The sequence below is a fragment of the Streptomyces sp. NBC_00341 genome, from assembly GCF_041435055.1.
In the GTDB taxonomy this organism is placed as follows: domain Bacteria; phylum Actinomycetota; class Actinomycetes; order Streptomycetales; family Streptomycetaceae; genus Streptomyces.
In genome coordinates, this window is sequence record NZ_CP108002.1 from 7570750 (window position 1) to 7594498 (window position 23749).

Here is a 23749-nt window from a genome sequence, read left to right on the forward strand (position 1 = left end):
CGGGGGAATTCGAACATGGCAACCACGCAGGCCTACGGAAGCTGGCCGTCCCCGATCGACGCCGCGCTGGCCGCCTCGCGGGACGGCCGGCCCGAGTACGTCGAAGCGGTCGGCGACGAACTGTGGTGGACGGAACCCCGCCCGGCCGAGTCCGGCCGGCGCGCCCTGGTGCGACGACTGGCCGACGGCACCACCGAGGAGCTGCCCGCCCCCTGGAACGTCCGCAGCCGGGTCATCGAGTACGGCGGACGGCCCTGGACGGGTACGGAACGCGCCGAGGCCGGCCCGCTGATCGTCTTCGTCCACTTCGACGACCAACGGCTGTACGCCTACGAGCCGGACGGGCCCGGCGAGCCGTGGCCGCTCACCCCCGTCTCGGCGGTCGGCGGCGGACTGCGCTGGGCCGATCCGCGACTGCGTCCGGACCGGGGCGCCTCCGGCGAGGTCTGGTGCGTCCTGGAGGAGTTCACCGGCGAGGGGCCGGCCGAACTGCGCAGGCTGATCGCCGCCGTGCCGCTGGACGGATCGGCGGCCGGTGACCGCTCCGCGGTACGCGAACTCTCCGACGACCGGCACCGGTTCGTCACCGGACCCGAGCTCTCGCCCGACGGACGGCGGGCGGCCTGGATCGCCTGGGACCACCCGCGGATGCCGTGGGACGGCACCGAGGTGATCGTCGCGGACATCGGTGACGACGGAACGTTCCACGCCCCCCGGACCCTGCTGGGCGGTCCGGAGGAATCCGTACCGCAGATCCAGTGGGCCGACGACGGACGGCTGCTCTTCGCCAGTGACCGCAGCGGCTGGTGGAACCTGTACCGCGCGGAACCGGACGGCAGCGCGGTGGAACTCTGCCCCAGGCAGGAGGAGTTCGCCGGACCGCTGTGGAAGATCGGGCTCAGCTGGTTCCGGCCGCTGGAGAACGGGCTGATCGCCACCCTGCACGGCACGGGCGCCACCACGCTCTCCGTCCTCGACCCGGAGACCGGGACGCTCGTCGACATCGCCGGGCCCTGGACCGAATGGGCCGGGACGCTCGCCGTACAGGGCAGCCGGGTCATCGGCATCGCCGCGAGCCCGCACAGCGCGTACGAGATCGTGGAGCTGGACACAGCGACCGGGCACACCCGGATCATCGCGGCGGAGCACGAGGACGCCGTCGACCCCGCGTACTACCCCGAGCCCGCGGAGCGCACCTTCGCCGGTCCCGGCGGCCGGGAGATCCACGCCCACATCTACCCGCCGCACAGCCCCGACCGGACCGGACCGGCCGGCGAACTGCCGCCCTACGTCGTATGGGCGCACGGCGGCCCCACCGGGCACGCCGCCCTCGTCCTCGACCTGGAGATCGCCTACTTCACCTCGCGCGGCATCGGGGTGGCCGAGGTCAACTACGGCGGCTCGACCGGTTACGGACGGGAGTACCGCAACCGCCTGCGCGAACAGTGGGGCGTCGTCGACGTGGAGGACTGCGCGGCCGTGGCCGGCGCGCTCGCCGCCGAGGGCACCGCGGACCCGGACCGGCTCGCCGTCCGTGGCGGCAGCGCCGGCGGCTGGACCACGGCCGCCTCGCTGACCGGCACCGACGTCTACGCCTGCGGCACGATCATCTACCCCATCCTCGACCTGACCGGCTGGGGCAGCGGCGAGACCCACGACTTCGAGTCGCAGTACCTGGAATCGCTGGTGGGCCCGCTGGCCGAGGTCCCCGAGCGCTACCGCGACCGCTCTCCGAGCACCCGCACCGACCGGCTCACCACACCGTTCCTGCTGCTCCAGGGCGAGGACGACCCGATCTGCCCGCCCGTACAGTGCGAGCGGTTCCTGGCCGCCGTGGAGGGGCGCGGCATCCCGCACGCCTACCTCACCTACCCGGGCGAGGGCCACGGCTTCCGCCGCGCCGACACCATGATCAGCGCGCTGGAGGCCGAACTCTCCCTCTACGCCCAGACCTTCGGCATCGAGAGGCCCGACGTGCCGAGGCTGGAGCTGCGGAAGTGACGCTCGCGCCTTCCGCGCCCCTAGCCCCGCTCACCCGCCCCGCCCGGCTGCGCGCGGGCGCCAGGGTCGCCGTCGTCTCCCCGAGCGGGCCCGTACCCGTCGACCGCCTGGAGCCCGGCCTGGACATCCTGCGCGGCTGGGGCCTCGAAACCGTGACGATGCCTCATGTCCTGGACGTACACCCCGGCCTCGACTACCTGGCCGGTGCGGACGAGGCGCGTGCCCGGGATCTCCAGGAGGCCTGGTGCGATCCGTCGGTCGACGCGGTGATCTGTGCACGGGGCGGGTACGGGGCGCACCGCATGGTCGATCTGGTCGACTGGGCGGCGATCCGGGCCGCCGGACCCAAGGCGTTCGTCGGCTACAGCGACATCACCGTCCTCCACGAGGCGTTCGCCATCCGGACGGGCTTCGCCACCCTGCACGGCCCCATGGTGGGCACGGAGGCCTTCCTCAAGGACCCGCGCACCCAGGAGTCGCTGCGGGCCACCCTGTTCGAGCCGGAGACCGTGCGGACGCTGGGTCTCGACGGGGCGGGAGTGCTGGCGCCCGGCCGGGCCGGGGGGATCACCTACGGCGGCTGCGTGAGCCTGCTCGCCGCCGGACTGGGCACCCCGCACGCCCGGCGACCGGCCCGCGGCGGGCTGCTGGTCATCGAGGACACCGGCGAGTCCCCGTATGCCATCGACCGCATCCTCACCCAGCTGCTGCGGGCCGGGGCGCTCGACGGCGTCGCCGGGGTGGCCTGCGGCTCCTGGATGGGCTGCGGGCCGTACGAGAAGGTGCGGGCGGTGCTCGCCGACCGGCTCGGCGGCCTCGGTGTCCCCGTCGTCGAGGAGCTGGGTTTCGGGCACGGCCCCACCGGGCTGACGATCCCGCTCGGGGCGCCGGCCGTACTCGACGCGCCTGCGGACGGCGGCCCGGCCACCCTCACGGTCCAGGTCGCGGCGCTGCTCTGAGCGGGAGGGACCGGCACGCCTGCCCGCGCCGCTGTCACCCGAATGGGCGTACAGAACGGCCCCCGGCCCCCGGACGGAGTCATCCTGGTGCCCCGGGGGCCGAGGCCGCACCAGGAGCAGGGAAGGGGCCGTTCATGAGCCCGAAAGACGTGTCGAGCGGCGGTACGCGCAGCACCGGTCCCTTCACCCCGGCCCGCATCCTGATCCTCGTCATCGCGGTCCTGTCGGTGGTGTTCATCGCCGAGAACACCACCGACGTGACGGTCCGCCTGCTGATCCCGCTGGTGACGATGCCGCTCTACGTGGCGCTGGTGGTGATGTTCGTGGCCGGGATGGCCTGCGGCGCCTACTTCTTCCGCAGGCGGCCCAAGTAGCACCGGGGCCCCGCACGCCACATACGCTGGGCCGATGTCCGACACCACCTACCTGGCCGAGGGACCGCGCACCGCGATCCGCCCCTTCACCCCCGCGGACGCGGACGAGTTCACCGCACGTGCGCGGGAGAGCCGCGAACTGCACCGGCCGTGGCTCTTCCCGCCTACCGATCCGGACACGTACGCGGCCTACGCGACCGTACTCATCGAGGATCCGTCGAAGGCGGGCTTCCTCGTGTGCGAGCGGCACGGGGCCGGTGGTGACGGTGCCGTCGCCGGCTTCATCAACATCAACAACATCGTCATCGGCGGCTTCCGCTGCGGAGCGCTCGGATACGGCGCCTTCGCCCACGCGGCCGGGCGCGGACTGATGGCCGAGGGGCTCGGACTGGTGCTTCGGTACGCCTTCGGACCCCTCGGCCTGCACCGCCTCGAAGCCAACGTTCAGCCGGGCAACGAGGCGTCGATCGCGCTGGTGCGCCGGGCCGGATTCCGGCTGGAGGGCTTCTCGCCGGACTTCCTGTTCATCGACGGGGCCTGGCGCGATCACGAGCGCTGGGCGATCACCGCGGAGATGCGCTGACCACACCGGCCCGGTGGCCTCAGCCCGTCCCGGCGACCAGTTGCGCGTCCAGCGCCGCGAACAGCCAGTCGTGCGCGGACCCCGGGGTCGGCTCCGGTGTTCCGCCCGGCGGGGTGACCACCTCGGACACCAGCTCCCAGTAGCGGTCGATCCGGGGATCGGCCGCCAGCTGCCCGGCCAGCACCCGGCGGAAGGCGAGGGTGTCCCGGCTGCCGTACGCGCTCGCGTACGCGTCCACGAAACTGTCCAGCTCCGGGCCCGGAGACGGCCGCAGTCCCCGGCGCATCCGGGCGCCCGCCAGCTCGTAAGCCTCGGCCAGACCGGCGTACAGCACAGCCGGCCGGCCGGCCCCCTCGCTCCGGTGCGCCGCCGGCTGAGGTCGCTCGGTGCCGGCGCACGGACGGGTCACGAAGGCGTACAGCCGGGCGAAGGCGAGAACCTGGGCGGGCTCCGGCTCTTCGGGCGGCTGCGGCACCACAGCCTCCAGGAACGCGGCGGTCGCCCCGGCCGGCATCCGGGGCGGCAGCCAGCCCCGCCAGAAACGGGCCAGCGGCGCGGTGTCCGGAGGCGCGGACACCGCGCCGATCAGGCGCAGCCGGTCCGCACGCTCACCCGGCCGGCACTCCTGCACCAGCCGCAGCCCCGCCTCCCGCCAGCGCAGCGCCCGGAGCTGGGAGCCCAGTTCGCGCAACTGCCCCGCGACGGCGTCCTCCAGCACGCTGCCCGCCCCGGTCTCCTCCTCGTCGAGGACCCGGTGCACCTCACGCACCGGAAGGCCCAGCGCACGCAGCGAGCGGACCAGCCGCAGCCGGCCGAGCGCCTCCGGGCCGTACCGGCGATGCCCGCCGGCGCTGCGGCAGGCCTCCGGCAGCAGGCCGCTGTCCGAGTAGAAGCGGACGGTCTTGACGGTGACACCCGCACGCTCGGCGAGTTCACCGATGCCGTACAGGCCGTCGTGGGACGGGAACACTTGAACCTCCCTCCGGGGGAGCTTCTACCGTACCGGCGGGCGCTGCCGCAGAGTCGTGGCGGCGTCGCGGGCGAGGAGCGCTGAGGAGAGACCGATGACCGCATTCATCCTGGTACCTGGCATGTTCACCGATACACACGTATGGCGGGAGACCGCCGCGCGGCTGACCGCGGAGGGCGACGAGGTGCACGCGGTGGCCCTCACCGGAACCGGTGGCCCCCGCCCCGCCGCGGCGGACACCATCGATCTGGAGACCCACATCGCGGACGTGCTCGCGGTGATCGACTCGGTCGGCGCCGCGCCCGGCCGGCCGATCGTGCTGGTCGGCCACGACTACGGCATCCATCCGGTGCTGGGCGCCGCCGACCGCAGGGCCGAGAGCGTCGGCCGGATCGTGTACCTGGACTCGGGGCTGCCGCAGGACGGCGTTCCCGCCCTGGCCGCGGTACCCGACCCGGCCCTGCGTGAGGAGCTGGCCGAGCGCGCCGGTACCGACGGGGCCCACGGGGAGCTGCCCGCCCCGGCCCGCGACGGGTGGCAGCGCTGGGGCAGCACCGAGGGCGTTCCCGACGCGGCGCTGGACCGGCTCACCGCGTCCGCCACGCCGCAACCGCTGCGCACCCTGCTCCAGCCGCTGCGGCTGACCGGCGCGGCGGCCTCGCTGCCCGTCACCGGGGTGCTGTGCAACGCGGGCGGCTCCAGCATCGAGATGGTCCAGCGGGGCGTGGACTTCGGTGAACCCACCCTCCAGGTCTTCACCGGCCCACAGGTGACGTTCTTCGAACTCCCCACCGGCCACTGGCCGATGCTGTCCCTCCCGGCCGAGCTCGCGGAGGTCCTGCGGCGGGCGGCCGAGGGCGGGGGACACCGGCTGGTGGCCCCCGACGCCGCGCAGCCGCCCGCACACCTGCGGCCGTTCCTGCTCGACGTACCGGACATCCCGCGCGAGCGGACCGGCCACACCGACCTGTACCTGCCCGCCGCAGAGGGCCCGCGCCCGGCCGTGGTGTTCGTGCACGGCGGACCGGTACCCGCCGAGGCGAGGCCGACCCCGAGGGACTGGCCGGCCCTGACCGGGTACGCCCGCTACGCGGCCGGGCAGGGCGTCGTGGGCGTGACCCTCGATCACCGACTGCACGACGTCGCCGACTACCCGCTCGCCGCCGAGGACATCGGGGCCACCCTTGAGCTGGTCCGGGCCGATCCCCGGGTGGACGGGGAGCGGATCGCTCTGTGGTTCTTCTCGGGCGGCGGTCTGCTCATGGCGGACTGGCTGCGGCAGCCGCCGTCCTGGCTGCGCTGCCTGGCGGCGAGCTACCCGGTGCTGGCGCCACTGCCCGTGCTGGGCCCGGTCGACGCCCGATTCCGGCCGGCGGACGCGGTGCCGAAGGCCGGCGCCCTGCCCCTCGTGATCACCCGCGTCGGCCGCGAGAGGCCGGAGATCGCCGCCACGGTGGAGGAGTTCCTCACCGCGTCCCGGGACTGCGGGGCGGCGGTGGAGGTGATCGACGTACCGAACGCCCACCACGCCTTCGAGACCATCGACCTGACCCCGGAGTTGCGCGACGCGGTGCATCGCGGGATGCGCGCGGTGCTGGACCACCTGGCGGTGTGAACGCGGGGCCCTAAGGCGTTTCCCGTGGACGGGTGGCCGGCAGGCGGGCCAGTACGGCGCCCCGGAGCAGCACCTCGCGCAGCTGTACGGGGGTCAGCGTGCGGGTGGACATGTTGCGTTGGCTGGGGTGGTAACTGCCGACCAGGTGCAGTGTTCGTTGTCCGTCGCGGCTGGTGAGGGCTGCTTCAGCGCCGTGCCCGAAGGCGGGACGGGGGCGGGGCAGCTGCCAGCCGGCGTCGGCCAGCACCGGGAGCAGTGTCTGCCAGGCGAAGCCGCCGAGCACCACGACGGCGCGCAGCGCCGGGCTCAGCAGTGCCAGTTCGCGGACGAGCCAGGGGCGGCAGGTGTCGCGCTCGGCGCTGGTCGGCCGGTTGCCCGGCGGTGCGCAGTGCACCGGCATCGTGATGCGTACTCCGTGCAGCCGCAGGCCGTCCCCGCGGTGCGTGGAGGTCGGCTGAGAGGCGAGCCCGACGTCGTGCAGGGCGGCGAACAGCGCGTCCCCCGAGGCGTCGCCGGTGAAGATCCGTCCCGTGCGATTGCCGCCGTGTGCGGCGGGCGCCAGCCCGACGAGTGCCAGCGGGGCGTCCGGGGGACCGAAGCCGGGCACCGGTCGTGCCCAGTACGTCCAGTCCTGGAACGCCGGACGCTTGACCCGGGCGGTCTCCTCCCGCCAGGCGACCAGCCGTGGGCAGGCGCGGCACGTGGCCAGTGCCGCGTCCAGCTCGGGCAGGGAACGGGCCTCCGAAGCCGCGACGGCCGGGAAGTCGGCCGCCTCCGGCACGGGGGGAGTCGTGTCACACATGCCGGCTCATTCGACAGCGAGGGCGGCATCGATCTCGTGGAGGAAGGGGTCCAGGTCTCCGGGGTTGCGGGAGGTGATGAGCGTCCAGCCGTTCGTGTCATCGGTGACTACCGGCTCGTCGGCCCAGGTGCCGCCCGCGTTGCGGATGTCCGTGGCCAGCGAGGAGTACGACGTGAGCCGCTTGCCCGCGACGACATCCGCCTCGACCAGGGCCCACGGCCCGTGGCAGATCGCCGCGATGGGGCGCCCCGTCTCCTTGAAGGCGCGGACGAGCTCCACCGCCGGGCCCTGACAGCGCAGCTTGTCCGCGTTCAGGGTCCCGCCCGGAATGAGCAGCAGGTCGTACGCGGCGGCGTCGGCCGCGTCCAGCGTGAGATCGGGCCGCACGGTCTTACCGGGGTCCTTGTCACCGACGAGCGTCCGGATGTCGTCGGTGGACAGGGCCGCGATGTCCACGTGGGCGCCCCAGCCGCGCAGATGTTCGACAGGCACCACGAGTTCGTCCTGCTCGACGCCGTAGTTGGTCACGACGGCCAGTACCTTGCGCTTGCTTCCGTCATTCGCGGTCATGATCTCTGCCTCTTTCCCGGGGAGCGGCTCAGCGGCCGACGGCCTTGAGCAGCTGCTCCTTGTTCATCTTCGAGCGGCCTTCGATGTTCTTCCTCTTGGCGTCCTCGTACAGCTGGTCCCTGGTGCGTCCCTGGGCGCCGCTGTGGGAGCGCTGCCCGCCACGCTGGGAGGCGGACTTCGGGTCACGCGTCGACGACTTGCTCGCCGTCTCCGCCTCGCCCGAGCGCGCGCGCTCCTTGTTCACGGTCCGGGCCGCGATCTCCTTCGCCCGCTTCTCCGAGGTACCGCGCTTCTCCGCGCTCTCCTTCACGTGCTCGTACTGACGCTCGCGCTTCGGGCTGGATCCAGCGGGCATGGGACTCGCCTCGTCTCTCTGTGTCTCTTCTTCCGAGTCTCTTCTTCCGACTCGGACTCGGGTTTCCCTCAGTCCACTTCCGAAACGTGTTCTCCGCGACGTGAGCGCGACCACCCGAGGGGTGACTGTTCGGGGTGCCCACGGCGGCTGAGCCCTCATCCAGCCGAGGTGTCCACTCGGTGAATGCGGCTTAGGTTGAGAGGGGCGGGAACCCGTTCCCCGTCCCTCATGCGTCCTCTGCACGTGGCCCGTGCTTCCGGTCCGGACGCGCCATCGCGGGTGACCCGCGGGTGACCGGCCACCGTCCCGGAGGAGATGACCGGTTGTGAACAACCGTAGGACCATAGAGGCGCTGCTCACCGAGCACGGCCGGACGTTCGCCGACGAGGCGGGCATCCGGCTGCGTGACACTCCACAGCCGCTGTACCAACTGCTGGTGCTCAGCCACCTCCTGAGTGCCAGGATCAGAGGCTCCGTCGCGGTGGCCGCCGCACAGGCGCTCTTCGCGCATGACATGCGATCGCCCCGCCGCATGCTCGAATCGACCTGGCAGCAACGTGTGGACGCCCTCGGGGAGGGCGGCTACCGCCGCTACGACGAGAAGACCGCTACCCAGCTCGCCGACGGGGCCGAGCTGCTGCTCGACGAGTACGGCGGTGACCTGCGGCGTCTCCGCCGGTCGGCCGACGGTGATCTCGACGCCTTGCGGAGCGGGCTGCGCCGGACGCCGGGCATCGGACCGGCCGGCGCCGACATCTTCCTGCGCGAGGCCCAGGCGGTATGGCCCGAGACAGCGCCGTACCTCGACAAGAAGGCCCTCCAGGGTGCGGAGAAGCTGGGGCTGCCGACCTCACCGGAGAAGCTGGCCGGACTGGCGGAACAGGCCCGCCCCTCCGGCCACCACGGGCCCGCGGTCCTCGCGGCGGCGCTGGTACGCGCGGCCTTGGACAAGGACATCGTCGCGGACCTCCGGGCGCGCGCATAAGCCACTACGGGCGCACGCCGCAAATCTGCCGGAGCGGCCCCGCTACCGAGGTGCCGGGCCGCCCCCCAAGCAGACCCGGCACCCCGACAGCTCCGCGATCAGGCCTTCGCCTGCATGTTCCGCCGTGCGGGGTTGCCCTGCTCCGCGGCCTTCGGGTCCTTCTCGTCGGCCTTGGCGCGCACACCCTGCTCGATGCGCTCACCGATCGACTTGTCGATGTTCGACCAGTACTGGAAGGCCCGTCGCAGAACAGGCTCGGTGACCCCGTTGAGCAGATGGCCGACGACGTTGTCCACCAGCCGCTCGCGGGCCGCGTCGTCCAGGACCTCACGGACCAGGGTGCCGGGCTGTCCCCAGTCGTCGTCCTCTGCGTGGTCCACATAGGCCGCCCGGGTGATCTCACCGTCGGCGTACCAGCTCGGCGGGGAGCCGTGCCGCGCGGTGTCGGCGGCGGGCCCGCCCTTGGAGTTCGGGGCGTACACGGGATCGCTGGTCTTCCGGTACGCCATCGCCCCGTCCTTCGAGTACGTGTTCACCGGAACGACAGGCGCGTTGACGGGCAGCTGCTGGTAGTTGGCCCCGATGCGGTAGCGGTGCGCGTCCGCGTACGAGAACAGCCGCGCGAGCAGCATCCGGTCGGGGCTCGGGCCGATGCCGGGGACCAGGTTGTTCGGCTGGAAGGCCGCCTGCTCGATCTCGGCGTGGTTGTCGGTGGGGTTGCGGTCCAGCGTCATCCGGCCGACCTCGATCAGCGGGTAGTCGCTGTGCGGCCACACCTTGGTCAGGTCGAACGGGTTGAAGCGGTACCCCGCGGCGTCCTCGTACGGCATGACCTGCACGTGCAGCGTCCAGCTCGGGTACTCACCGTCACGGATGTGTTCGAAGAGATCCCGCGTGTGGTAATCGGTGTCGGCCGAGGCCATCTGGTCGCCCTCGTCCTGGGTGAAGCACTCGATGCCCTGGTCGGTCTTGAAGTGGTACTTCACCCAGAAGCGCTCGCCCTGCGCGTTGATCCACATGTAGGTGTGCGAGGTGTAGCCGTTCATGTGCCGCCAGCTACGCGGGATGCCCCGGTCGCCCATCAGCCATGCGACCTGGTGGGCCGACTCGGGCGAGAGGGTCCAGAAGTCCCACTGCATGTCATGGTCGCGCAGGTTGTTGTCCGCGCGGCGCTTCTGGGACCGGATGAAGTGCTGGAACTTCATCGGATCCTTGATGAAGAACACGGGGGTGTCGTTCCCCACCATGTCGTAGTTGCCCTCGCTGGTGTAGAACTTCACCGCGAAGCCGCGCGGGTCCCGCCAGGTGTCCGGGCTGCCGCGCTCGCCGGCGACGGTCGAGAACCGGGCCACGAGATCGGTCCTGGTGCCGGGCTGGAAGACCGCGGCCTTGGTGTAGGCGCTGATGTCGTTGGTCACCTCGAAATGCCCGAAGGCACCGCTCCCCTTGGCATGGGGCTGACGCTCGGGAATCCGCTCCCGGTTGAACTGCGCCATCTGCTCGATCAGGTAGGCGTCCTGCAACAGGACCGGTCCGCCGGGGCCGACGGTGAGCGAGTGTTCGTCACTCTCCACCGGAGCGCCGGAATCCGTGGTGGTCGCCTCGCGTGAGGTGTCGGTCATCGGGCTGTCCTCCTGCTGCGTTGTCAGGTGCGCGATGTAGGTCGGGATCACGCATGCGGTGGGCGTCTCGCGACTACGCGCCTAGCCCTGTCTGGATGGTGCCAAACATTGACAGACCGCGCTCTTCGGCGATCAGGTGCCGGCACCTGCGCGAAGGCGCCCTGTGCCGGTACGGCGTTCCGTGGGAGCGGCGGTCCGGACTGCCCCCGCGCCCGGAGTCCGTGCTCCGGATGCGAGGCGGGTGCAAAAGGGTGAAGGATGGACTGACGGGGTTCCCCTGTGCCGCGTTCTCGGCTCGGGGTGACGCTCCGGCCGACAGGGGGGCACATCACCCGCGGATATCCGCAGATGTCCACGGATATGCGCGGATGTGCGATGCGAGCAGGGAAGTGGGTTCCGATGTCGGACAGAACAGGTGCAGCAAAGGTCCAGGAAGAGCCGCAGGAGGAGCGCGGGGCGATGGGGTCCCGCGACACGGGCTCGGACAAGCCCTCCGGCGGGCCGGTCGACAGGCCCGCCGGTAAGGCGGACGAGAAGGCCGACACCTCCGTCAAGCCCCGCAAGTCCTCCCATCCGGACGCCCCCGACCTGCAGTCCGGCGGCGGCTGAGACATCTCCGGCCCGAGGGCCCCGGGAAGCCCGGGGCACCACGCGGAGAGCCTTGTCAGCGAGGAGCGAGGAGTGGCTATGACCTCAGTACCTACCATCACCCTCAACAACGCGGTGCGGATCCCCCAACTGGGTTTCGGCACCTTCCAGATCCCGCCCGACGCGACCCGGGAGGCGACGCTGGCCGCGCTGGAGACCGGCTACCGGCACATCGACACCGCGGAGATGTACGGCAACGAGAAGGAGGTCGGCCAGGCGGTCCTGGAGTCCGGCCTGGACCGCGCCGACGTCTTCGTGACCAGCAAGCTCAACAACGGCGCCCATGGCCACGACGAGGCTCTCCTGGCGTTCGACCGCACCATGGATGAGCTCGCTCTCGACTACCTGGACCTCTTTCTCATCCACTGGCCGCTGCCCGGAAGGGGCGACTTCGTGGAGACCTGGAAGGCGCTGGAGGAGATCTACCGATCCGGCCGGACCAAGGCCATCGGGGTCTCCAACTTCCAGCCCCACCACCTGCGCCGACTGCTGGAAAGCAGCGAGGTGGTGCCCGTGGTCAACCAGATCGAGGCGCACCCCTACCTCACGCAGGACGATGTCAGGGCGTTCGGCGCGGAGCACGAGATCGTCACGGAGGCCTGGTCGCCCATCGCGCAGGGCAAGGTGCTGGACGACCCGGCCATCAACCGCATCGCGGACCGGGTGGGCAGGACGCCTGCCCAGGTGACCCTGCGCTGGCACATCCAACGCGGGGACATCGTCTTCCCCAAGTCGGTGACGCGGAAGCGCGTCGAGGAGAACTTCGCCCTCTTCGACTTCGACCTCAGCGAGGGCGACATGGGCGAGATCTCCGCGCTGAACCGTAACGAGCGGACGGGGCCCGACCCCGACCGTTTCACCGGCTGACGTCGGACTTCGCGTCCACATCAGCGGGAGGACGGCGGCTCCGAGAGGGGAGGCCGTCAGGAGTAGCCGATCAACGTCGACCTCGGCCACCTCACGCCGGGCCGACTCGGCCAACTCGCGGCGATCATCGCTGTACTCGCTCATGGTCGTCATGGCGTTGGTCACCACGGCGATGACGGGGCCGCTGCTGAGCTGGGTGTGCCGCAAGCCGATTGAGGAACTACCGGTGCCGGTCCCACTGCGAGAGACCGCTGGGCGGTAGTTGTCCGGCTGCGCTTCCTGGCGGGTGCGGCGCGGTCGGATCGCCCCACGGCGGGCTCACACAGGCCTGCGCCCCTTGTAGTTGATCTTCATGGTGTCCATGTCCGTCGCCGTGGATCGCAGTTCGCCATGCCCGTACCCGCGCTTGCGCAGCTCCGTCTCCGCGCGGTCCTCGGCGATCGCGCACGCCATCTCCGCACCGTCCTCGGCTTCCGACACCACCACGTAGCGGAAGCTGAAGTGCTTGAGGACGCGGTCGTAGGTGAGCGAACCCGTTTCGCTGAACGCCATGGACGCCAGGCCGTGCTGCTCCACCTCGGCCAGCATCCGCTCCCGCGCCGCGTCCGTCAGCCCGTCCCAGGTGCCGCGCACGATCACTCGGTAGGTGTGCTGCGTGCTCATCGTGATCCACCGTCTCCATAACGTCCCGCAACCGCTTGAGCGGCAAGCCTACGGCCAGGAGGATGGCGGCCACGCGGAATATTGTCGTGCGCGACGCGCCCCCGGTGGACAGCCCCGACGACGGCGGACCGCTCCCCGGTGAGCTGGGCCCGCTGCTGCGTGCACTGGTCCGCTCACCTCGCTGTGTGGGGCTCAACATCACCGTCTACGATCCCGATCCGGACCCGGACGGAACCGCCGGCGCCCTGCTCACCGACCTGGTGGTCGCGGCTTTTGCCGAAGAGTGACGGCCGATCCCCTGGTCCGGGCGGCCTCCAGCGTGTTCCATGGTCATCGGGGGGCGCCCGGACCTGCGGCGGCCCGCGCGAGGGAGCGAGGTTGCCTTGGCCACCACCGTACGACGTGACGTACTGACCCTGCCCGCTGCGGCGGTGGGAGCGGAGAATCCGCTGCCCGCGTTGCGGCCCCTCGACGAGATGCATGTCGTCGACGACCGCGACCGGGCCGGTCTGCCCCGTGACATGGCCCGGCAGATCGGCCACGAGCCGCTGGCCACCGTCCTGCCCGTGGCCGTCCTCGACGGGTACGGGCGCGAGCGCACCGCCACGGACCTCGATGTGATCGTGATCGAGAACGACCGGCTCCGGGCCACCGTGCTGCCCGGGTTCGGCGGCCGTATCCACTCCCTCTTCCACAAGCCCACCGGCCGGGACCTCGTCTACACCAACCCCGTCCTCCAGCCCGCCGACTTCGCGCTCAACGGCGCCTGGTTCTCCGGCGGCATCGAGTGGAACATCGGCGCGACCGGCCACACCACCCTGTCCTGCGCCCCCGTGCACGCCGCCCGGGTCACCGCACCCGACGGCGGCGAGATGGTCCGGCTCTGGGAGTGGGAGAGGCTGCGCGACCTGCCGTTCCAGGTGGACCTGTGGCTGCCCGACGGCTCCGACTTCCTGCACGTCGGCGTACGGATACGCAATCCGCACGAGCGCCCCGCACCGGTCTACTGGTGGTCCAACATCGCGGTACCGGAGGGCGAGCGCACCCGGGTGGTGGCCCCGGCCGACCGGGCCTGGCACTTCGGCTACGAACGCACCCTGAACCTGGTCCCGGTCCCCGAGAGCGGCTCGGTCGACCGGACGTACCCGCTGCGCAGCGACTTCCCCGCCGACTACTTCTACGAGGTGCCCGACGACGCCCGCCGCTGGATCGCCTCCCTCGACGAGAACGGCCACGGCCTCGTCCAGACCTCCACCGACCTGCTGAAGGGCCGCAAGCTGTTCCTCTGGGGCAGCGGGGCCGGCGGCCGCCGCTGGCAGGAGTGGCTCACCGAACCCGGCACCGTCGGCTACGCGGAGATCCAGGCGGGACTGGCCCGCACCCAGCTGGAGCACGTGCCGCTGGAGCCCGGCGCCGAGTTCAGCTGGCTGGAGTCGTACGGGCCCCTGTCGGCGGACCCCGCCGCCGTGCACGGCGACGACTGGCCGGCCGCCCGCGCGGAGACCGAGCAGCGGCTCGCCGCCGCCCTGCCGCGTGCCGATGTGGACGCCGCGTACGAGGCCTGGCGCCGCTGTGCCGACACCGAACCCGGCGAGGTCCTCGCCACCGGTTCCGGCTGGGGCGCGCTCGAAGTCCGGCGCGCGGGGTACAAGCTGCCGGGCACCCCCTTCGCCGAGTCCACGCTGGGTGAACAACAGTCGCCCTGGCTGGAGTTGCTGGAACAGGGGACCTTCCCCGAACCGCCCGGGGCGACGCCGCCCGGCCCCTCGCTGGTCTCCCCGCACTGGCGCGACATGCTGGAGACGGCCGCCGCGGAGCCGCTCACCGAATACCACCTGGGCGTCGCCCAGTGGCACGCCGGCGACCGTGCCCAGGCGGTCCGCAGCTGGGAACGCGGACTGGCACTGGCCCCGTCCCGCTGGCCGCTGCTGCGCTGCCTCGCGGTCGCCGCCCAGGAGAGCCGTCAGTGGGAGCGGGCGGCCGACCACTACACGGAGGCGTTCGACGACCTGTGCGCCCGGCGCGGCGACGACGGCGACACCTGGGCGGCCGCCACCGCCGCCCTTGGCCGGGAGGCGATCGAGGCACTGCTGACGGCGGGCCTGCCGGGGCAGGCCCGCACCGTCTGGGACGGGCTGCTCCCGGCGATCCGCAGCCGTGGCCGCTTCCGTCTGCTGGAGGCGCGGCTGCTGATCGCGGAGGGCGAACGCGCCGCCGCCCGCGCGCTGTTCGACGAGGGCTTCGAGGTCGCCGATCTGCGAGAGGGCGCGGAGGTCCTGGACGAGGTGTGGGCCGAGCTGACGGACGAACCGCTGCCGGACCGGTACAACTACCGGATGCGCCCGCGCTCCTGACGTCCATACAGGCGATTCAGGGGGTACCGGCGGACGGGTTTCGGTCGACGTACTCGAAGACCGAACCGTCCGGGTGTACGGCGATCAGGTTGCGGCCGACGGGCGTGTGGACCGGGCCCGCGATGACGCGGGCGCCCACCCGGGTCAGCGAGGCGTTGGCCTCGTCCACGTCCTTGACCGCGATCGTCGCCGTCACCTTGCGCAGGATCTCCAGCTCGGACTCGGGGCCGCTCATCAGCAGGAAGCAGCTGATGGCGGCCACCGAGACCCCGCCGCGCTCGAAGCGCAGCGCCGAGCTGCCCGTGAGGTTCTCGTAGAAGGCCACCGCGGCCTCCAGGTCGTCGACGCAGATCCGCAGCGTGGTTCCCAGGATTTCCATGCGGAACAGGGTAGTTGGCCGGTCAGCGGGGTGTGATCGGTTCGGTGGCGCTCATGCGCGGCAGAGCACCTCGCCGTGCGGGACCATGAACCAGCCGTCGCTCTGCTCGCCCCAGGTGCGCCACGCCTCGGCGATCGCGGTCAGCTGTTCCGGCGTCGCGTGCCCGCCCTCGACCGCCAGTTTCGCGTAGACCGAGCCGACGGTACGGTCCGCCCACAGCCCGCTCCACCAGTCCCGGCTCTCCGGGGTGGCGAAACACCAGGCGGCGGCCGTCGGGATGATGTCGGTGAAGCCGGCCTGCCGGGCCCAGGAGAGCAGCCGACGCCCCGCGTCCGGCTCACCGCCGTTCGTGCGGGCCACCCGGCCGTACAGGTCCAGCCAGGCGTCCATGACGGGCACCTCGGGGAACCAGGTCATCGCCGCGTAGTCGCTGTCACGGGCCGCGACCACGCCACCGGGGCGGCAGACCCGGCGCATCTCGCGCAGCGCCTGCACCGGGTCCCCGACATGCTGGAGCACCTGGTGGGCGTGGACCACGTCGAAGGTGTCGTCGGGGAAGTCCAGGGCGTGCACGTCGGCGGTGGTGAACTCCAGGTTTTCCAGAACGCGTTCGGCCGCGACCTCGGCCGCCTGGTCCAGGATCTCGCGGGTGGTGTCGACGGCGGTCACCCGGCCGGGTGCGACGAGCGCGGCGATGTCCGCGGTGATGGTGCCGGGACCGCAGCCCACGTCCAGCACGGCCATGCCGGGGCGCAGTTCGCCGAGGAGATATCCCGCGGAATTGGCGGCGGTGCGCCAGCGGTGCGAGCGCAGCACCGACTCGTGGTGGCCGTGGGTGTAGACGGCGGTCTCCTTCGACATGGCCGTGCGTCCTTTCTCGAAGTGCGACATGCGGGGCGTGGGACGTGAACCGCGCGAAACGCGAGCCGCGAAGTGCTGATCGGTACGGCTACGGTACGCCCGGACGCCGAATAATGAGATGGCTATCTTGCGATGTGAGACAATTCGGCCCGGGGTCGGAACACGCGAAGGGGCGGCCGACTCGGCGTCGGCCGCCCCTCGTTCGCCCGTCCCCGGGCCGGTCTCACATCCGTAGACGGGTCAGAGCTGCATCGGGCAGTACACCGTCAGCGCCTCCGGCAGCTTGTCGATCATCAGCTCGCGTCCGCTGTGCGCCACTTCGCCGTCGTACGCGTACGGTGTGCCCGGCCGCAGCCCGGCGATCCGGACCCGGTGACGCCGGACGGCGGCATGCATGGGGGAGCGGGTCAGCGGACCCGCGACGGCCGCCGCGAGCAGCCGGAGCCCCGGGGTCCGTCCGCCGTGCACCACCCGTACGTCCAGCAGTCCGTCCGCGAGGTTGTGCCGTCGGCCGGGTGCCGGGCCCACCCGCTGGAACAGCCCGTTGCCGACGAACAGCAGCCACAACGGGCGCCGCCGCCCCTGGAGTTCGGCCTCCAGCGGGCGCCGGCCGCGCAGCACCTGCAACGCGGCGAGCACGCCGGCCGGCCAGCCGCCGATCCGGGGGGACCAGTGCTCGCGGGTCCGCACCAGCTCGGGATAGACACCCATGCTGAACGCGTTGAGGAAGTAGCCGTGGGCGCCGCCGGGTCCGTCGGGGCCCGGCCGGAAGCGGCCCAGGTCCACCCGGACCGCGTCGCCCGCGGCGATCGCGGCGCAGGCGTCGGCCACGGTCTCGATGCCCAGGTCGTACGCGAAGTGGTTCAGCGTCCCGCCGGGGAACACCGCGAGCGGCAGACCGTGCACGGAGGCCACCGCCGCCGCCCGGTTGACCGTGCCGTCGCCGCCGCAGACGCCCAGCGCCAGGCCCCGGTCCGCCGCCTTCTCCAGCTCGGCGGAGACCTCCTCGGGGGGACACTCGACCACCTCGGCGTTCGGCAGCGCGTCCCGGACCAGCGCGGCCGTGGCCGTGGCCGTCCCCGACGCCTCGTTCACCACGACGACCAGGTTCTGGCCGTCGGGCAGCGCGGGCGCGTGGGCGGGCGGCCTGCCCGGTGCGGGCAGCTGCCCCCGGGTCGGTACGACACCGCGCAGGGCGAACGCCGCTCCTATGCCGAGCGCCGCACCGGCCAGCACATCGCTCGGATAGTGGACGCCGGTGTAGACGCGGGAGGCCGCCACGGACAGCGCGACCGGCGCGATGACCGCTCCCCAGCCCTTCGACTCCAGGGCCACCCCGGTGGCGAAGGCGGCGGCGGACGCGGCGTGCCCGGAGGGGAACGACGTGGTGACCGGCTGGCGCTTGAGCTGTCGAATCACCGGAACGGCGTCCAGTATCGGCCGCTCCCTGCGGACCGCCCCCTTGCCGACCGTGTTGATCGCGGCCGAGGCCACGGCCAGTGAGGCGATCCCGCGGAACGCGGCCCGCCGGGCACGGGCGCTGCCGCCGAACGCGGCCATGCCCGCCGCGGCACCGGCCCACAGCAGCCCGTGATTGGCGCTGCGGCTGAGCCGCGGCAGCACGGGTGCGGCGGCCGGCCAGTCCCGTCGGGCCAGGCCCTGGAAGACGGCGAGATCGCATCGGTGCAGCAGGTTCCGCAGCCCGGCGGGGCTCGGCGGATGTGAAGGGTTGCTCGGTGACGACATGGGACAGCGAATACCCTGCCGGACCGCTCCGAATCAAGAGGCGCGACCGGACGGCGCGGTCCGGCCCGCCCGCCGGACGGCTCCGGCCGCCCCCCATTCGATGACACAAGCGGAGAATTGCCGCGAAAGCGCGCATGGTCCGGTGTCGGACGTCACTGCGTCATTGCCCGGACAAGTGCGCCACCCGTAGCCTGCGTTCGTGATGCCGGTCACTGACCGGAATGCCGAACGCGAGAGGGTGGTGCGCGACCATGGGGCGACTTGTACCGGCGGTGACCAGGGCGCTGGACGTGCTCGAACTGTTCCTCGACGGCGACGGGACGCTCTCGGCGCCCGAGGTCACCCGCAGGCTCCAGCTGCCCCGCACCACCGTCCATGAGCTGCTGACCACGCTGGCCGCCCGCTCCTACCTGGTCACGACCCCGGACCAGCCCGGCCGGTACCGCCTCGGCGTCCGCACCTACCAGCTCGGCAGCCGCTACGCCGAGCAGCTCGACCTCGCCGCCGAGGGCCGGCAGGTGGCCCAGCAGGTGGCCGAGACGTGCGGGGAGACCGTTCACGTGGCGATCCTGGAGGAGACCGACGTCATCTTCATCGCCAAGGTGGACTCCACCCACGCGGTCCGGATGGTCTCGGCTGCCGGCCGCAGGCTGCCCGCCCACTGCACGTCCGTCGGCAAGATGCTCCTCGCTGCCCTGCCCGGCCCGGAGCTCGACGCCCGCCTCGACGGCCTCGAACTCACCGGCATGACCCCGGACAGCATCACCGAGGAGGCGGAGCTGCGCACCGCGCTCGACGCCGTCCGGGAGCGGGGCATCGCGGTGGAGCACCGCGAGTCCAACCGCGATGTGAGCTGTGTGGCCGCGCCCGTACGGGACCGGACCGGCCGGGTCGTCGCCGCGCTCTCCATCTCCGTCCCGATGATCCGCTGGAGCGACGGGCGCGAGCAGGAGCTGGCCTCCCTCGCCGCCGAGGGGGCCGAGGCGCTCTCCGGCCGGCTCGGACACCACGGGGGGCGGGGATGAACCGCCCGCGCCCCGAAGTCGCCGTCCGCGCGCACGCCGCCCTCGGTGAGGGCCCGACCTGGGACCCGGCCACCGGACGGCTGATCTGGGTCGACATCCTCGCCGCCCGGATCCACACCTACGAACCGGCCACCGGCCGCCGTACGGTCATGGCCACCGAACAGCACGTCGGAGCGGCCAAACCACGCGCGGGCGGCGGCCTGGTCGTCAACCTGCGCGACGGCATCGGTCTCTACGACGCCGACGGCGCCTTCCGCTGGCTCGTCCACGACGCCGAACCGGGACGGCGCGGCAACGACGCGGCGGTGGCCCCCGACGGGGCGCTGTGGGCGGGCACCATGCGCTACGACGACACGGAGGCGGGCGGGAGCCTCACCCGCGTCGCACCCGACGGCACGGCCACCCGGGTGCTGCCCCTGGTGGCCTGCAGCAACGGCACCGGATGGAGCCCCGACGGGCGGCTGATGTACTACATCGACACAGCGACCCGCCGGATCGATGTCTTCGACGTGGACGGTGAACAGGTCCTCGACCGCCGCCCGTTCGCCACCGTGGAGGAGGGGGCCGGCTTCCCCGACGGGCTGACGGTGGACGCGCTGGGAGCCGTCTGGGTCGCCCTGTGGGACGGGGCCGCGCTGCGCCGCTACACGGCGGACGGTGTGCTGGAGCACATCGTCGAACTGCCGGTGCGACGGCCGACGTCCTGCGCCTTCGGCGGCCCGGACCTGCGCGACCTGTACATCTCCACGGCCCGCGGCGGCCTCGACGCCCCGCACCCGCTCGACGGTTCGCTGCTGGTCCTGCCGGACGCCGGCCGGGGCATGCCCGCCACCCCCTTCGCGGGCTGACGGGCCAGGCCGAGCGGGACCCGCACGGGGGCCGTGCCCAGGACGTCACGGCGGTTACGCTTCCCGGCCCACCGGGCGGCCCGCGCCATTCCCTCGTATAAAGGGGCTCACACGGCCCGCTCGACGGGCGGCTGACCGAGCGGCGGCGGAGGAGGCCCGGATGGGCCGGGAACGGACCGGGCGTCAGGGACGCGGGCGGACCGGGCGCGGCGCACCGGGAGTCCGGGAGGACCGGGGCCCGGTGCGGTACGGACCGCCCGCGCCCGGCCCCGGACTGCCGGTCCTGCCCGAACTGGCCGAGGTACTGGCGGCGGCGGCCGGCCGCGGCGTGCCGGAGCCGGCCGGGGGCTCGGCGGCGCTGCGCGAGGCGGCCTGCGCCTACTGGGAGCGGCGCGGACTGCGCGGCGGCCCCGAGCGCGTCGCGGCCGCGCCGGGCACCTCCGCGCTGCTGCTGGCCCTGATCGCCGCGCACGGCGGCGACGTGCTGATGCCGCGCCCCTGCCCCGCTGCCTGGATCCCGCAGGCCCGGCTGCTGGGCCGGCCCGCCTACCACGTGCCGACCCCCGCCGAGTGCGGCGGCGTGCCCGACCCGTACGCGCTGCTGGAGACCGTCCGCAGGGTGCGGGCCGAGGGCGGCAGGCCCCGGCTGCTGCTGATCTCCGTCGTCGACGACCCCACCGCCACCGTCGCGCCGCCGGAACTCGTGCGCGAGGCCTGCGAGGCCGCCGTCGCGGAGGGGCTGCACATCGTCAGCGACGAGACCTGGCGCGACACCCTGCACCGGCCGCGCGACACGGTGCTGCTGAGCCCGGCCGAGATGTGCCCCGACGACGTGACGGTGATCTCCGACCTGACCGGTGCGCTGACCCCGTCCGCCTGGCCGGTCGCGGTCGCCCGGTTCCCGGACACCGGCCGGGCGGCGGTCCGCCACGCCCGTACGCTCGACATCCTCACCGCGCTCGGCGCCTTCGTCGCCGGTCCGGTCGCGGCGGCCGCGGCGCACGCGCTGCGCGAACCGGACGCCGTCACGGAGCGGGTCCGCCGGGCGGCGGCCATGCAGGCACAGGTCGCCGCCGCCGCCCACCGGGCGGTCCTCGCCTCCGGCGCGCTGGCCCGGCCCCCGCAGGCCGGCCGCCACCTCTACGCGGACCTCGGCCCGCTCAGGTCCCGGCTCGCCGCCCGGGGTGTCACGGACTCGCTGGAGCTGGAGGAGTACCTGACGGAGCGGCTCGGCGCACCGGCCCCCGGCGGCCACCGGTTCGGCGACGAGCTGGGGGCCCTGCGGGTGCGGCTGGGCACCGGGACGCTGCTCGGGTCGACCCCGGAGCAGCAGCTGGAGTCACTGGCCGCGGCGCGGCCCCTGGAACTGCCGCACGTCGAGGCAGCCCTCGGCGTCTTCCGCTCCGCCCTCGACGAACTCCGCTGACGGACCCCCGGGCCGCTCCGCCGGAGCACCCCGGCCGTCAGCGGCCGAAGCGCACCCGCAGCCGGCGCCACAGCGCGGGCGCCCCGCTGATCAGCAGCGTCAGACCCACCGCGGCCACCACCCCCTGCCACGGCTCGGGGAACAGCGAGCCGCCCAGAACGCCGATCAGCTGGTACGTGGCGGCCCAGGCCAGACAGGCCGGCACATCCCCGCGGGCGAACCGCCGCATCGGCATCCGGCCCAGCAGGCAGGCCAGCATCACCGGAATCCGCCCGGCCGGTACCAGCCGGGACAGCACCAGCACCATCGCGCCGTGCTCGTCGAGCTTCTGCTGCGCCTGCGCGAGCCGCTCCGGAGCGGCCCGTTCGCTGATCACCCGCAGCCACTTGGAACCGTTCTTCGAGCGCACCCCGCGCTGACCCAGCCAGTACAGGCAGACGTCTCCGAGGAACGCGGCGCCGGACGCCACCGCGAAGACGTACAGCAGCGCGAACGGCGACGACTGGTGGAACGCCACCACCGCCGCCGAGCTCACCAGCGCACCCGTCGGCACCACCGGCACCAGCGCGCCCAGCGCCACCAGCAGGAACAGCGACGGATAGCCGACCGCCTGCTGCGTCGACTCCGTAGGGAGCCGGCTCACGACCTCGTGGATCACCCGTCGGCCTCCGGCCGGACATGTTCGCCGTGCTCCAGCCGGTGCACCGCCACCCCCGGCGCCAGCAGCGCCGCCTGCCGGACGAACTCGTCACCCGGCGAATGGAACTCGTGCGGCCGGATTCCGTCCATCCCGATCGGCCAGTACGTGCCGTAGTGCACCGGCACCGCCGAGCGCGGCGACAGCCGGGCCAGCGCCTGGGCGGCCCGCCCCGCGTCGAGGTGGCTGTGGCCCAGGTAGGGCCCCCAGCCGCCGACCGGCAGCAGCGCCACGTCCACCGGCCCGACCTCCTCTGCCATGTCGTCGAACAGTCCGGTGTCCCCGGCGAAGTAGGTGCGCGCCGAGCCCTGGACGACGTAACCAAGGGCTGGGGAGCGGTGCGGGCCCACCGGCAGCCGCCGCCCGTCGTGCAGGGCCGGGACCGCACGGATCAGCACCGCACCGACCCGCACCTCGTCGCCGGGCACGACCTCGGTGATCCGCAGCCCGCGCATCCTGCGCAGCAGCCGCAGCCCCGGAACCGCCCGGACCGCACCCAGCGGCACGATCAGCCGGCCGCCCGGGGCGATGCGGGCCAGCGACGGCAGATGCAGATGGTCGGAGTGCAGATGCGAGATGAGGACGACATCGGCGACGGCCGCCGCCGGGCCGGGCAGCTCTCCACGACGGCGGCGCAGATGCGCGATGCGCCGTACGAAGAGGGGGTCGGTCAGCACCCGGACCCCGGAGTCCTCGATCGTGCAGGTGGCATGACCCCACCAGGTGACTTCCACCGGCACGCGCCGCCTCCTGTTCCCCGGACCTGCCGTCGAGCCTACGGGTAACAGCCGCGCCCGGTCCGTGAGCCCCGGTGCTCCCGCTCCCGTGCGCCCCCCGCGCGTCCCGCCACGCGCCTTTTTGTACGGGGACCCGGGGCGTAGGGTCGCAGGACGCCTAGCTCGGGGAGAACGGCCATGGGGGACGTACGGGTGGCGGCCATCGCCAGTCTCACGCCGCTGGAGGAGCTCGACAGCGATCCGTTCCTCGTGGACACCCGCAGCCAGCACGAGATGTGCGCCCGCTGGGCGGCCGACAAGGGCTACGTCGTCACCCGGCAGCTGCGCCTGTACGGACTGCGCCCCGACCACCAGGCACTCTGGGCCGATGTCGAGGACGGCGAGGTCGAACTCTTCGTCGCCCCCAACGACCGGGTGCTCGCGCGGGCCGTCGCCTCGGTCCCGCGGTTCACCGAGGAGTGCGAGCGGCGCGGCGTCCGCCTGGAGATCGCCGGTCTGGACGAGCCGCTCTACAGCTCCCGGACCAAAGCCGGTGTGCACCGCAGGCTCTCGATGCCGACCGCCGGATACGACGGCTCCTGAACCGCCCGGCCGGAGATCGCCGGTCCAGTGGGCCGTCCCGCTGTGAAAAGCTGGACCGGGGCCCGGAAGAGCGGGGCCCG

The 23749-nt window shown here is 72.8% G+C and carries 24 protein-coding genes and 1 pseudogene; 14 read left to right on the forward strand and 11 right to left on the reverse strand.

What is annotated here, in order from left to right:
* Positions 1-15 precede the first annotated feature (15 nt).
* From OG892_RS33905 to OG892_RS33920, 4 genes are all read left to right on the forward strand, one after another.
* Positions 16-2001 carry an LpqB family beta-propeller domain-containing protein gene (locus OG892_RS33905; protein ID WP_371631083.1) on the forward strand — a complete coding sequence of 662 codons (1986 nt, stop codon included), beginning with the start codon at positions 16-18 and terminating at the stop codon, positions 1999-2001.
* Positions 1998-2960 (forward strand): LD-carboxypeptidase, encoded by a 963-nt coding sequence (locus OG892_RS33910; RefSeq protein ID WP_073734229.1) that lies wholly within the window; start codon positions 1998-2000, stop codon positions 2958-2960. Before OG892_RS33905 ends, OG892_RS33910 begins: the two co-directional genes overlap by 4 nt.
* Before the next feature lie 134 nt (positions 2961-3094).
* Complete coding sequence (locus OG892_RS33915; protein WP_073734230.1) at positions 3095-3334, forward strand: LapA family protein; 240 nt, start codon at positions 3095-3097, stop codon at positions 3332-3334.
* Between the two features lie 34 nt (positions 3335-3368).
* Complete coding sequence (locus OG892_RS33920) at positions 3369-3917, forward strand: GNAT family N-acetyltransferase (protein ID WP_371631084.1); 549 nt, start codon at positions 3369-3371, stop codon at positions 3915-3917.
* Positions 3918-3936: 19 nt separating this feature from the next.
* Here OG892_RS33920 and OG892_RS33925 read toward each other — a convergent pair whose 3' ends face one another.
* The gene (locus tag OG892_RS33925) at positions 3937-4887 is read right to left on the reverse strand and encodes a MerR family transcriptional regulator (RefSeq protein WP_371631085.1); all 951 of its coding nucleotides are present in this window, start codon (positions 4885-4887) and stop codon (positions 3937-3939) included.
* 94 nt (positions 4888-4981) lie between these two features.
* Between OG892_RS33925 and OG892_RS33930 the strand changes: the two genes are divergently transcribed.
* Entirely contained in the window at positions 4982-6502 is a 1521-nt protein-coding gene (locus OG892_RS33930; RefSeq protein ID WP_371631086.1) for an alpha/beta fold hydrolase, read from the forward strand.
* A gap of 10 nt (positions 6503-6512) precedes the next feature.
* Here the strand turns inward: OG892_RS33930 and OG892_RS33935 are convergent, their stop codons facing one another.
* The 3 genes from OG892_RS33935 to OG892_RS33945 are packed head-to-tail and all read right to left on the reverse strand — an operon-like array spanning position 6513 to position 8229.
* A complete protein-coding gene (locus tag OG892_RS33935; protein ID WP_371631087.1) occupies positions 6513-7304 on the reverse strand; it encodes a uracil-DNA glycosylase in 792 nt (263 codons plus the stop codon).
* A gap of 6 nt (positions 7305-7310) precedes the next feature.
* Positions 7311-7874, reverse strand: a complete 564-nt coding sequence (locus tag OG892_RS33940; protein WP_371631088.1) for a DJ-1/PfpI/YhbO family deglycase/protease — start codon at positions 7872-7874, stop codon at positions 7311-7313.
* Positions 7875-7902: 28 nt separating this feature from the next.
* A complete protein-coding gene (locus OG892_RS33945; protein WP_024489858.1) occupies positions 7903-8229 on the reverse strand; it encodes a hypothetical protein in 327 nt (108 codons plus the stop codon).
* A 325-nt stretch (positions 8230-8554) separates the two neighbouring features.
* Between OG892_RS33945 and OG892_RS33950 the strand changes: the two genes are divergently transcribed.
* Complete coding sequence (locus OG892_RS33950) at positions 8555-9214, forward strand: endonuclease (protein WP_328864721.1); 660 nt, start codon at positions 8555-8557, stop codon at positions 9212-9214.
* A gap of 98 nt (positions 9215-9312) precedes the next feature.
* On the opposite strand, the gene OG892_RS33955 is transcribed toward OG892_RS33950, so the two are convergent.
* A complete protein-coding gene (locus OG892_RS33955; RefSeq protein WP_073734238.1) occupies positions 9313-10836 on the reverse strand; it encodes a catalase in 1524 nt (507 codons plus the stop codon).
* A 399-nt stretch (positions 10837-11235) separates the two neighbouring features.
* Here OG892_RS33955 and OG892_RS33960 point away from each other — a divergent pair, with 399 nt between their 5' ends.
* Both OG892_RS33960 and OG892_RS33965 read left to right on the forward strand, forming a co-directional pair.
* Positions 11236-11445: a hypothetical protein gene (locus tag OG892_RS33960; protein ID WP_073734239.1), complete on the forward strand. Its 210-nt coding sequence runs from the start codon at positions 11236-11238 to the stop codon at positions 11443-11445.
* A 78-nt stretch (positions 11446-11523) separates the two neighbouring features.
* Entirely contained in the window at positions 11524-12351 is an 828-nt protein-coding gene (locus tag OG892_RS33965; protein ID WP_073734240.1) for an aldo/keto reductase, read from the forward strand.
* Positions 12352-12669: 318 nt separating this feature from the next.
* On the opposite strand, the gene OG892_RS33970 is transcribed toward OG892_RS33965, so the two are convergent.
* A complete protein-coding gene (locus OG892_RS33970) occupies positions 12670-13014 on the reverse strand; it encodes a DUF6204 family protein (protein WP_073734241.1) in 345 nt (114 codons plus the stop codon).
* A 98-nt stretch (positions 13015-13112) separates the two neighbouring features.
* On the opposite strand from OG892_RS33970, the pseudogene OG892_RS33975 reads away from it, so the two are divergent.
* Positions 13113-13301, forward strand: a pseudogene (locus OG892_RS33975) (arginase family protein); the annotation flags it as partial.
* A gap of 96 nt (positions 13302-13397) precedes the next feature.
* Positions 13398-15368, forward strand: coding sequence for a DUF5107 domain-containing protein (locus OG892_RS33980; RefSeq protein ID WP_073734242.1), 1971 nt, complete (start codon positions 13398-13400; stop codon positions 15366-15368).
* Between the two features lie 16 nt (positions 15369-15384).
* On the opposite strand, the gene OG892_RS33985 is transcribed toward OG892_RS33980, so the two are convergent.
* The 3 genes from OG892_RS33985 to OG892_RS33995 all read right to left on the reverse strand — a co-directional run bounded on the left by OG892_RS33985 (position 15385) and on the right by OG892_RS33995 (position 18354).
* Positions 15385-15747, reverse strand: a complete 363-nt coding sequence (locus OG892_RS33985; RefSeq protein WP_073734243.1) for a VOC family protein — start codon at positions 15745-15747, stop codon at positions 15385-15387.
* Positions 15748-15798: 51 nt separating this feature from the next.
* Positions 15799-16608, reverse strand: coding sequence for a methyltransferase domain-containing protein (locus tag OG892_RS33990; RefSeq protein ID WP_073734244.1), 810 nt, complete (start codon positions 16606-16608; stop codon positions 15799-15801).
* 240 nt (positions 16609-16848) lie between these two features.
* Positions 16849-18354, reverse strand: a complete 1506-nt coding sequence (locus OG892_RS33995) for a bifunctional phosphatase PAP2/diacylglycerol kinase family protein (RefSeq protein WP_073734245.1) — start codon at positions 18352-18354, stop codon at positions 16849-16851.
* Positions 18355-18605: 251 nt separating this feature from the next.
* On the opposite strand from OG892_RS33995, the gene OG892_RS34000 reads away from it, so the two are divergent.
* The 3 genes from OG892_RS34000 (at position 18606) to OG892_RS34010 (ending at position 21653) form a co-directional block, all read left to right on the forward strand.
* Entirely contained in the window at positions 18606-19379 is a 774-nt protein-coding gene (locus OG892_RS34000; protein WP_371631089.1) for an IclR family transcriptional regulator, read from the forward strand.
* Complete coding sequence (locus tag OG892_RS34005; protein ID WP_328864716.1) at positions 19376-20227, forward strand: SMP-30/gluconolactonase/LRE family protein; 852 nt, start codon at positions 19376-19378, stop codon at positions 20225-20227. Before OG892_RS34000 ends, OG892_RS34005 begins: the two co-directional genes overlap by 4 nt.
* A gap of 160 nt (positions 20228-20387) precedes the next feature.
* The gene (locus OG892_RS34010; protein WP_371631090.1) at positions 20388-21653 is read left to right on the forward strand and encodes an aminotransferase class I/II-fold pyridoxal phosphate-dependent enzyme; all 1266 of its coding nucleotides are present in this window, start codon (positions 20388-20390) and stop codon (positions 21651-21653) included.
* A gap of 37 nt (positions 21654-21690) precedes the next feature.
* Here the strand turns inward: OG892_RS34010 and OG892_RS34015 are convergent, their stop codons facing one another.
* Positions 21691-22311 (reverse strand): VTT domain-containing protein, encoded by a 621-nt coding sequence (locus OG892_RS34015; protein WP_328864714.1) that lies wholly within the window; start codon positions 22309-22311, stop codon positions 21691-21693.
* Positions 22308-23090, reverse strand: coding sequence for an MBL fold metallo-hydrolase (locus tag OG892_RS34020; protein WP_199884338.1), 783 nt, complete (start codon positions 23088-23090; stop codon positions 22308-22310). The genes OG892_RS34015 and OG892_RS34020 overlap by 4 nt, the downstream gene beginning before the upstream one ends.
* Before the next feature lie 174 nt (positions 23091-23264).
* Between OG892_RS34020 and OG892_RS34025 the strand changes: the two genes are divergently transcribed.
* On the forward strand, positions 23265-23669 hold the full coding sequence (locus OG892_RS34025; RefSeq protein WP_327339919.1) for a hypothetical protein: 405 nt from the start codon (positions 23265-23267) through the stop codon (positions 23667-23669).
* The last annotated feature ends 80 nt before the right edge of the window (positions 23670-23749 follow it).

Bases quoted from the DNA above. Each gene is read 5' to 3' on its own strand.
- OG892_RS33930 (WP_371631086.1), top strand. From the start codon at position 4,982: ATGACCGCATTCATCCTGGTACCTGGCATGTTCACCGATACACACGTA.
- OG892_RS33985 (WP_073734243.1), bottom strand. From the start codon at position 15,747: ATGGAAATCCTGGGAACCACGCTGCGGATCTGCGTCGACGACCTGGAG.
- OG892_RS34005 (WP_328864716.1), top strand. From the start codon at position 19,376: ATGAACCGCCCGCGCCCCGAAGTCGCCGTCCGCGCGCACGCCGCCCTC.
- OG892_RS33935 (WP_371631087.1), bottom strand. From the start codon at position 7,304: ATGTGTGACACGACTCCCCCCGTGCCGGAGGCGGCCGACTTCCCGGCC.
- OG892_RS33990 (WP_073734244.1), bottom strand. From the start codon at position 16,608: ATGTCGAAGGAGACCGCCGTCTACACCCACGGCCACCACGAGTCGGTG.
- OG892_RS33915 (WP_073734230.1), top strand. From the start codon at position 3,095: ATGAGCCCGAAAGACGTGTCGAGCGGCGGTACGCGCAGCACCGGTCCC.
- OG892_RS34000 (WP_371631089.1), top strand. From the start codon at position 18,606: ATGGGGCGACTTGTACCGGCGGTGACCAGGGCGCTGGACGTGCTCGAA.
- OG892_RS33955 (WP_073734238.1), bottom strand. From the start codon at position 10,836: ATGACCGACACCTCACGCGAGGCGACCACCACGGATTCCGGCGCTCCG.
- OG892_RS33905 (WP_371631083.1), top strand. From the start codon at position 16: ATGGCAACCACGCAGGCCTACGGAAGCTGGCCGTCCCCGATCGACGCC.
- OG892_RS33945 (WP_024489858.1), bottom strand. From the start codon at position 8,229: ATGCCCGCTGGATCCAGCCCGAAGCGCGAGCGTCAGTACGAGCACGTG.
- OG892_RS33960 (WP_073734239.1), top strand. From the start codon at position 11,236: ATGTCGGACAGAACAGGTGCAGCAAAGGTCCAGGAAGAGCCGCAGGAG.
- OG892_RS33965 (WP_073734240.1), top strand. From the start codon at position 11,524: ATGACCTCAGTACCTACCATCACCCTCAACAACGCGGTGCGGATCCCC.
- OG892_RS33995 (WP_073734245.1), bottom strand. From the start codon at position 18,354: ATGTCGTCACCGAGCAACCCTTCACATCCGCCGAGCCCCGCCGGGCTG.
- OG892_RS33920 (WP_371631084.1), top strand. From the start codon at position 3,369: ATGTCCGACACCACCTACCTGGCCGAGGGACCGCGCACCGCGATCCGC.
- OG892_RS34025 (WP_327339919.1), top strand. From the start codon at position 23,265: ATGGGGGACGTACGGGTGGCGGCCATCGCCAGTCTCACGCCGCTGGAG.
- OG892_RS33940 (WP_371631088.1), bottom strand. From the start codon at position 7,874: ATGACCGCGAATGACGGAAGCAAGCGCAAGGTACTGGCCGTCGTGACC.
- OG892_RS34010 (WP_371631090.1), top strand. From the start codon at position 20,388: ATGGGCCGGGAACGGACCGGGCGTCAGGGACGCGGGCGGACCGGGCGC.
- OG892_RS33970 (WP_073734241.1), bottom strand. From the start codon at position 13,014: ATGAGCACGCAGCACACCTACCGAGTGATCGTGCGCGGCACCTGGGAC.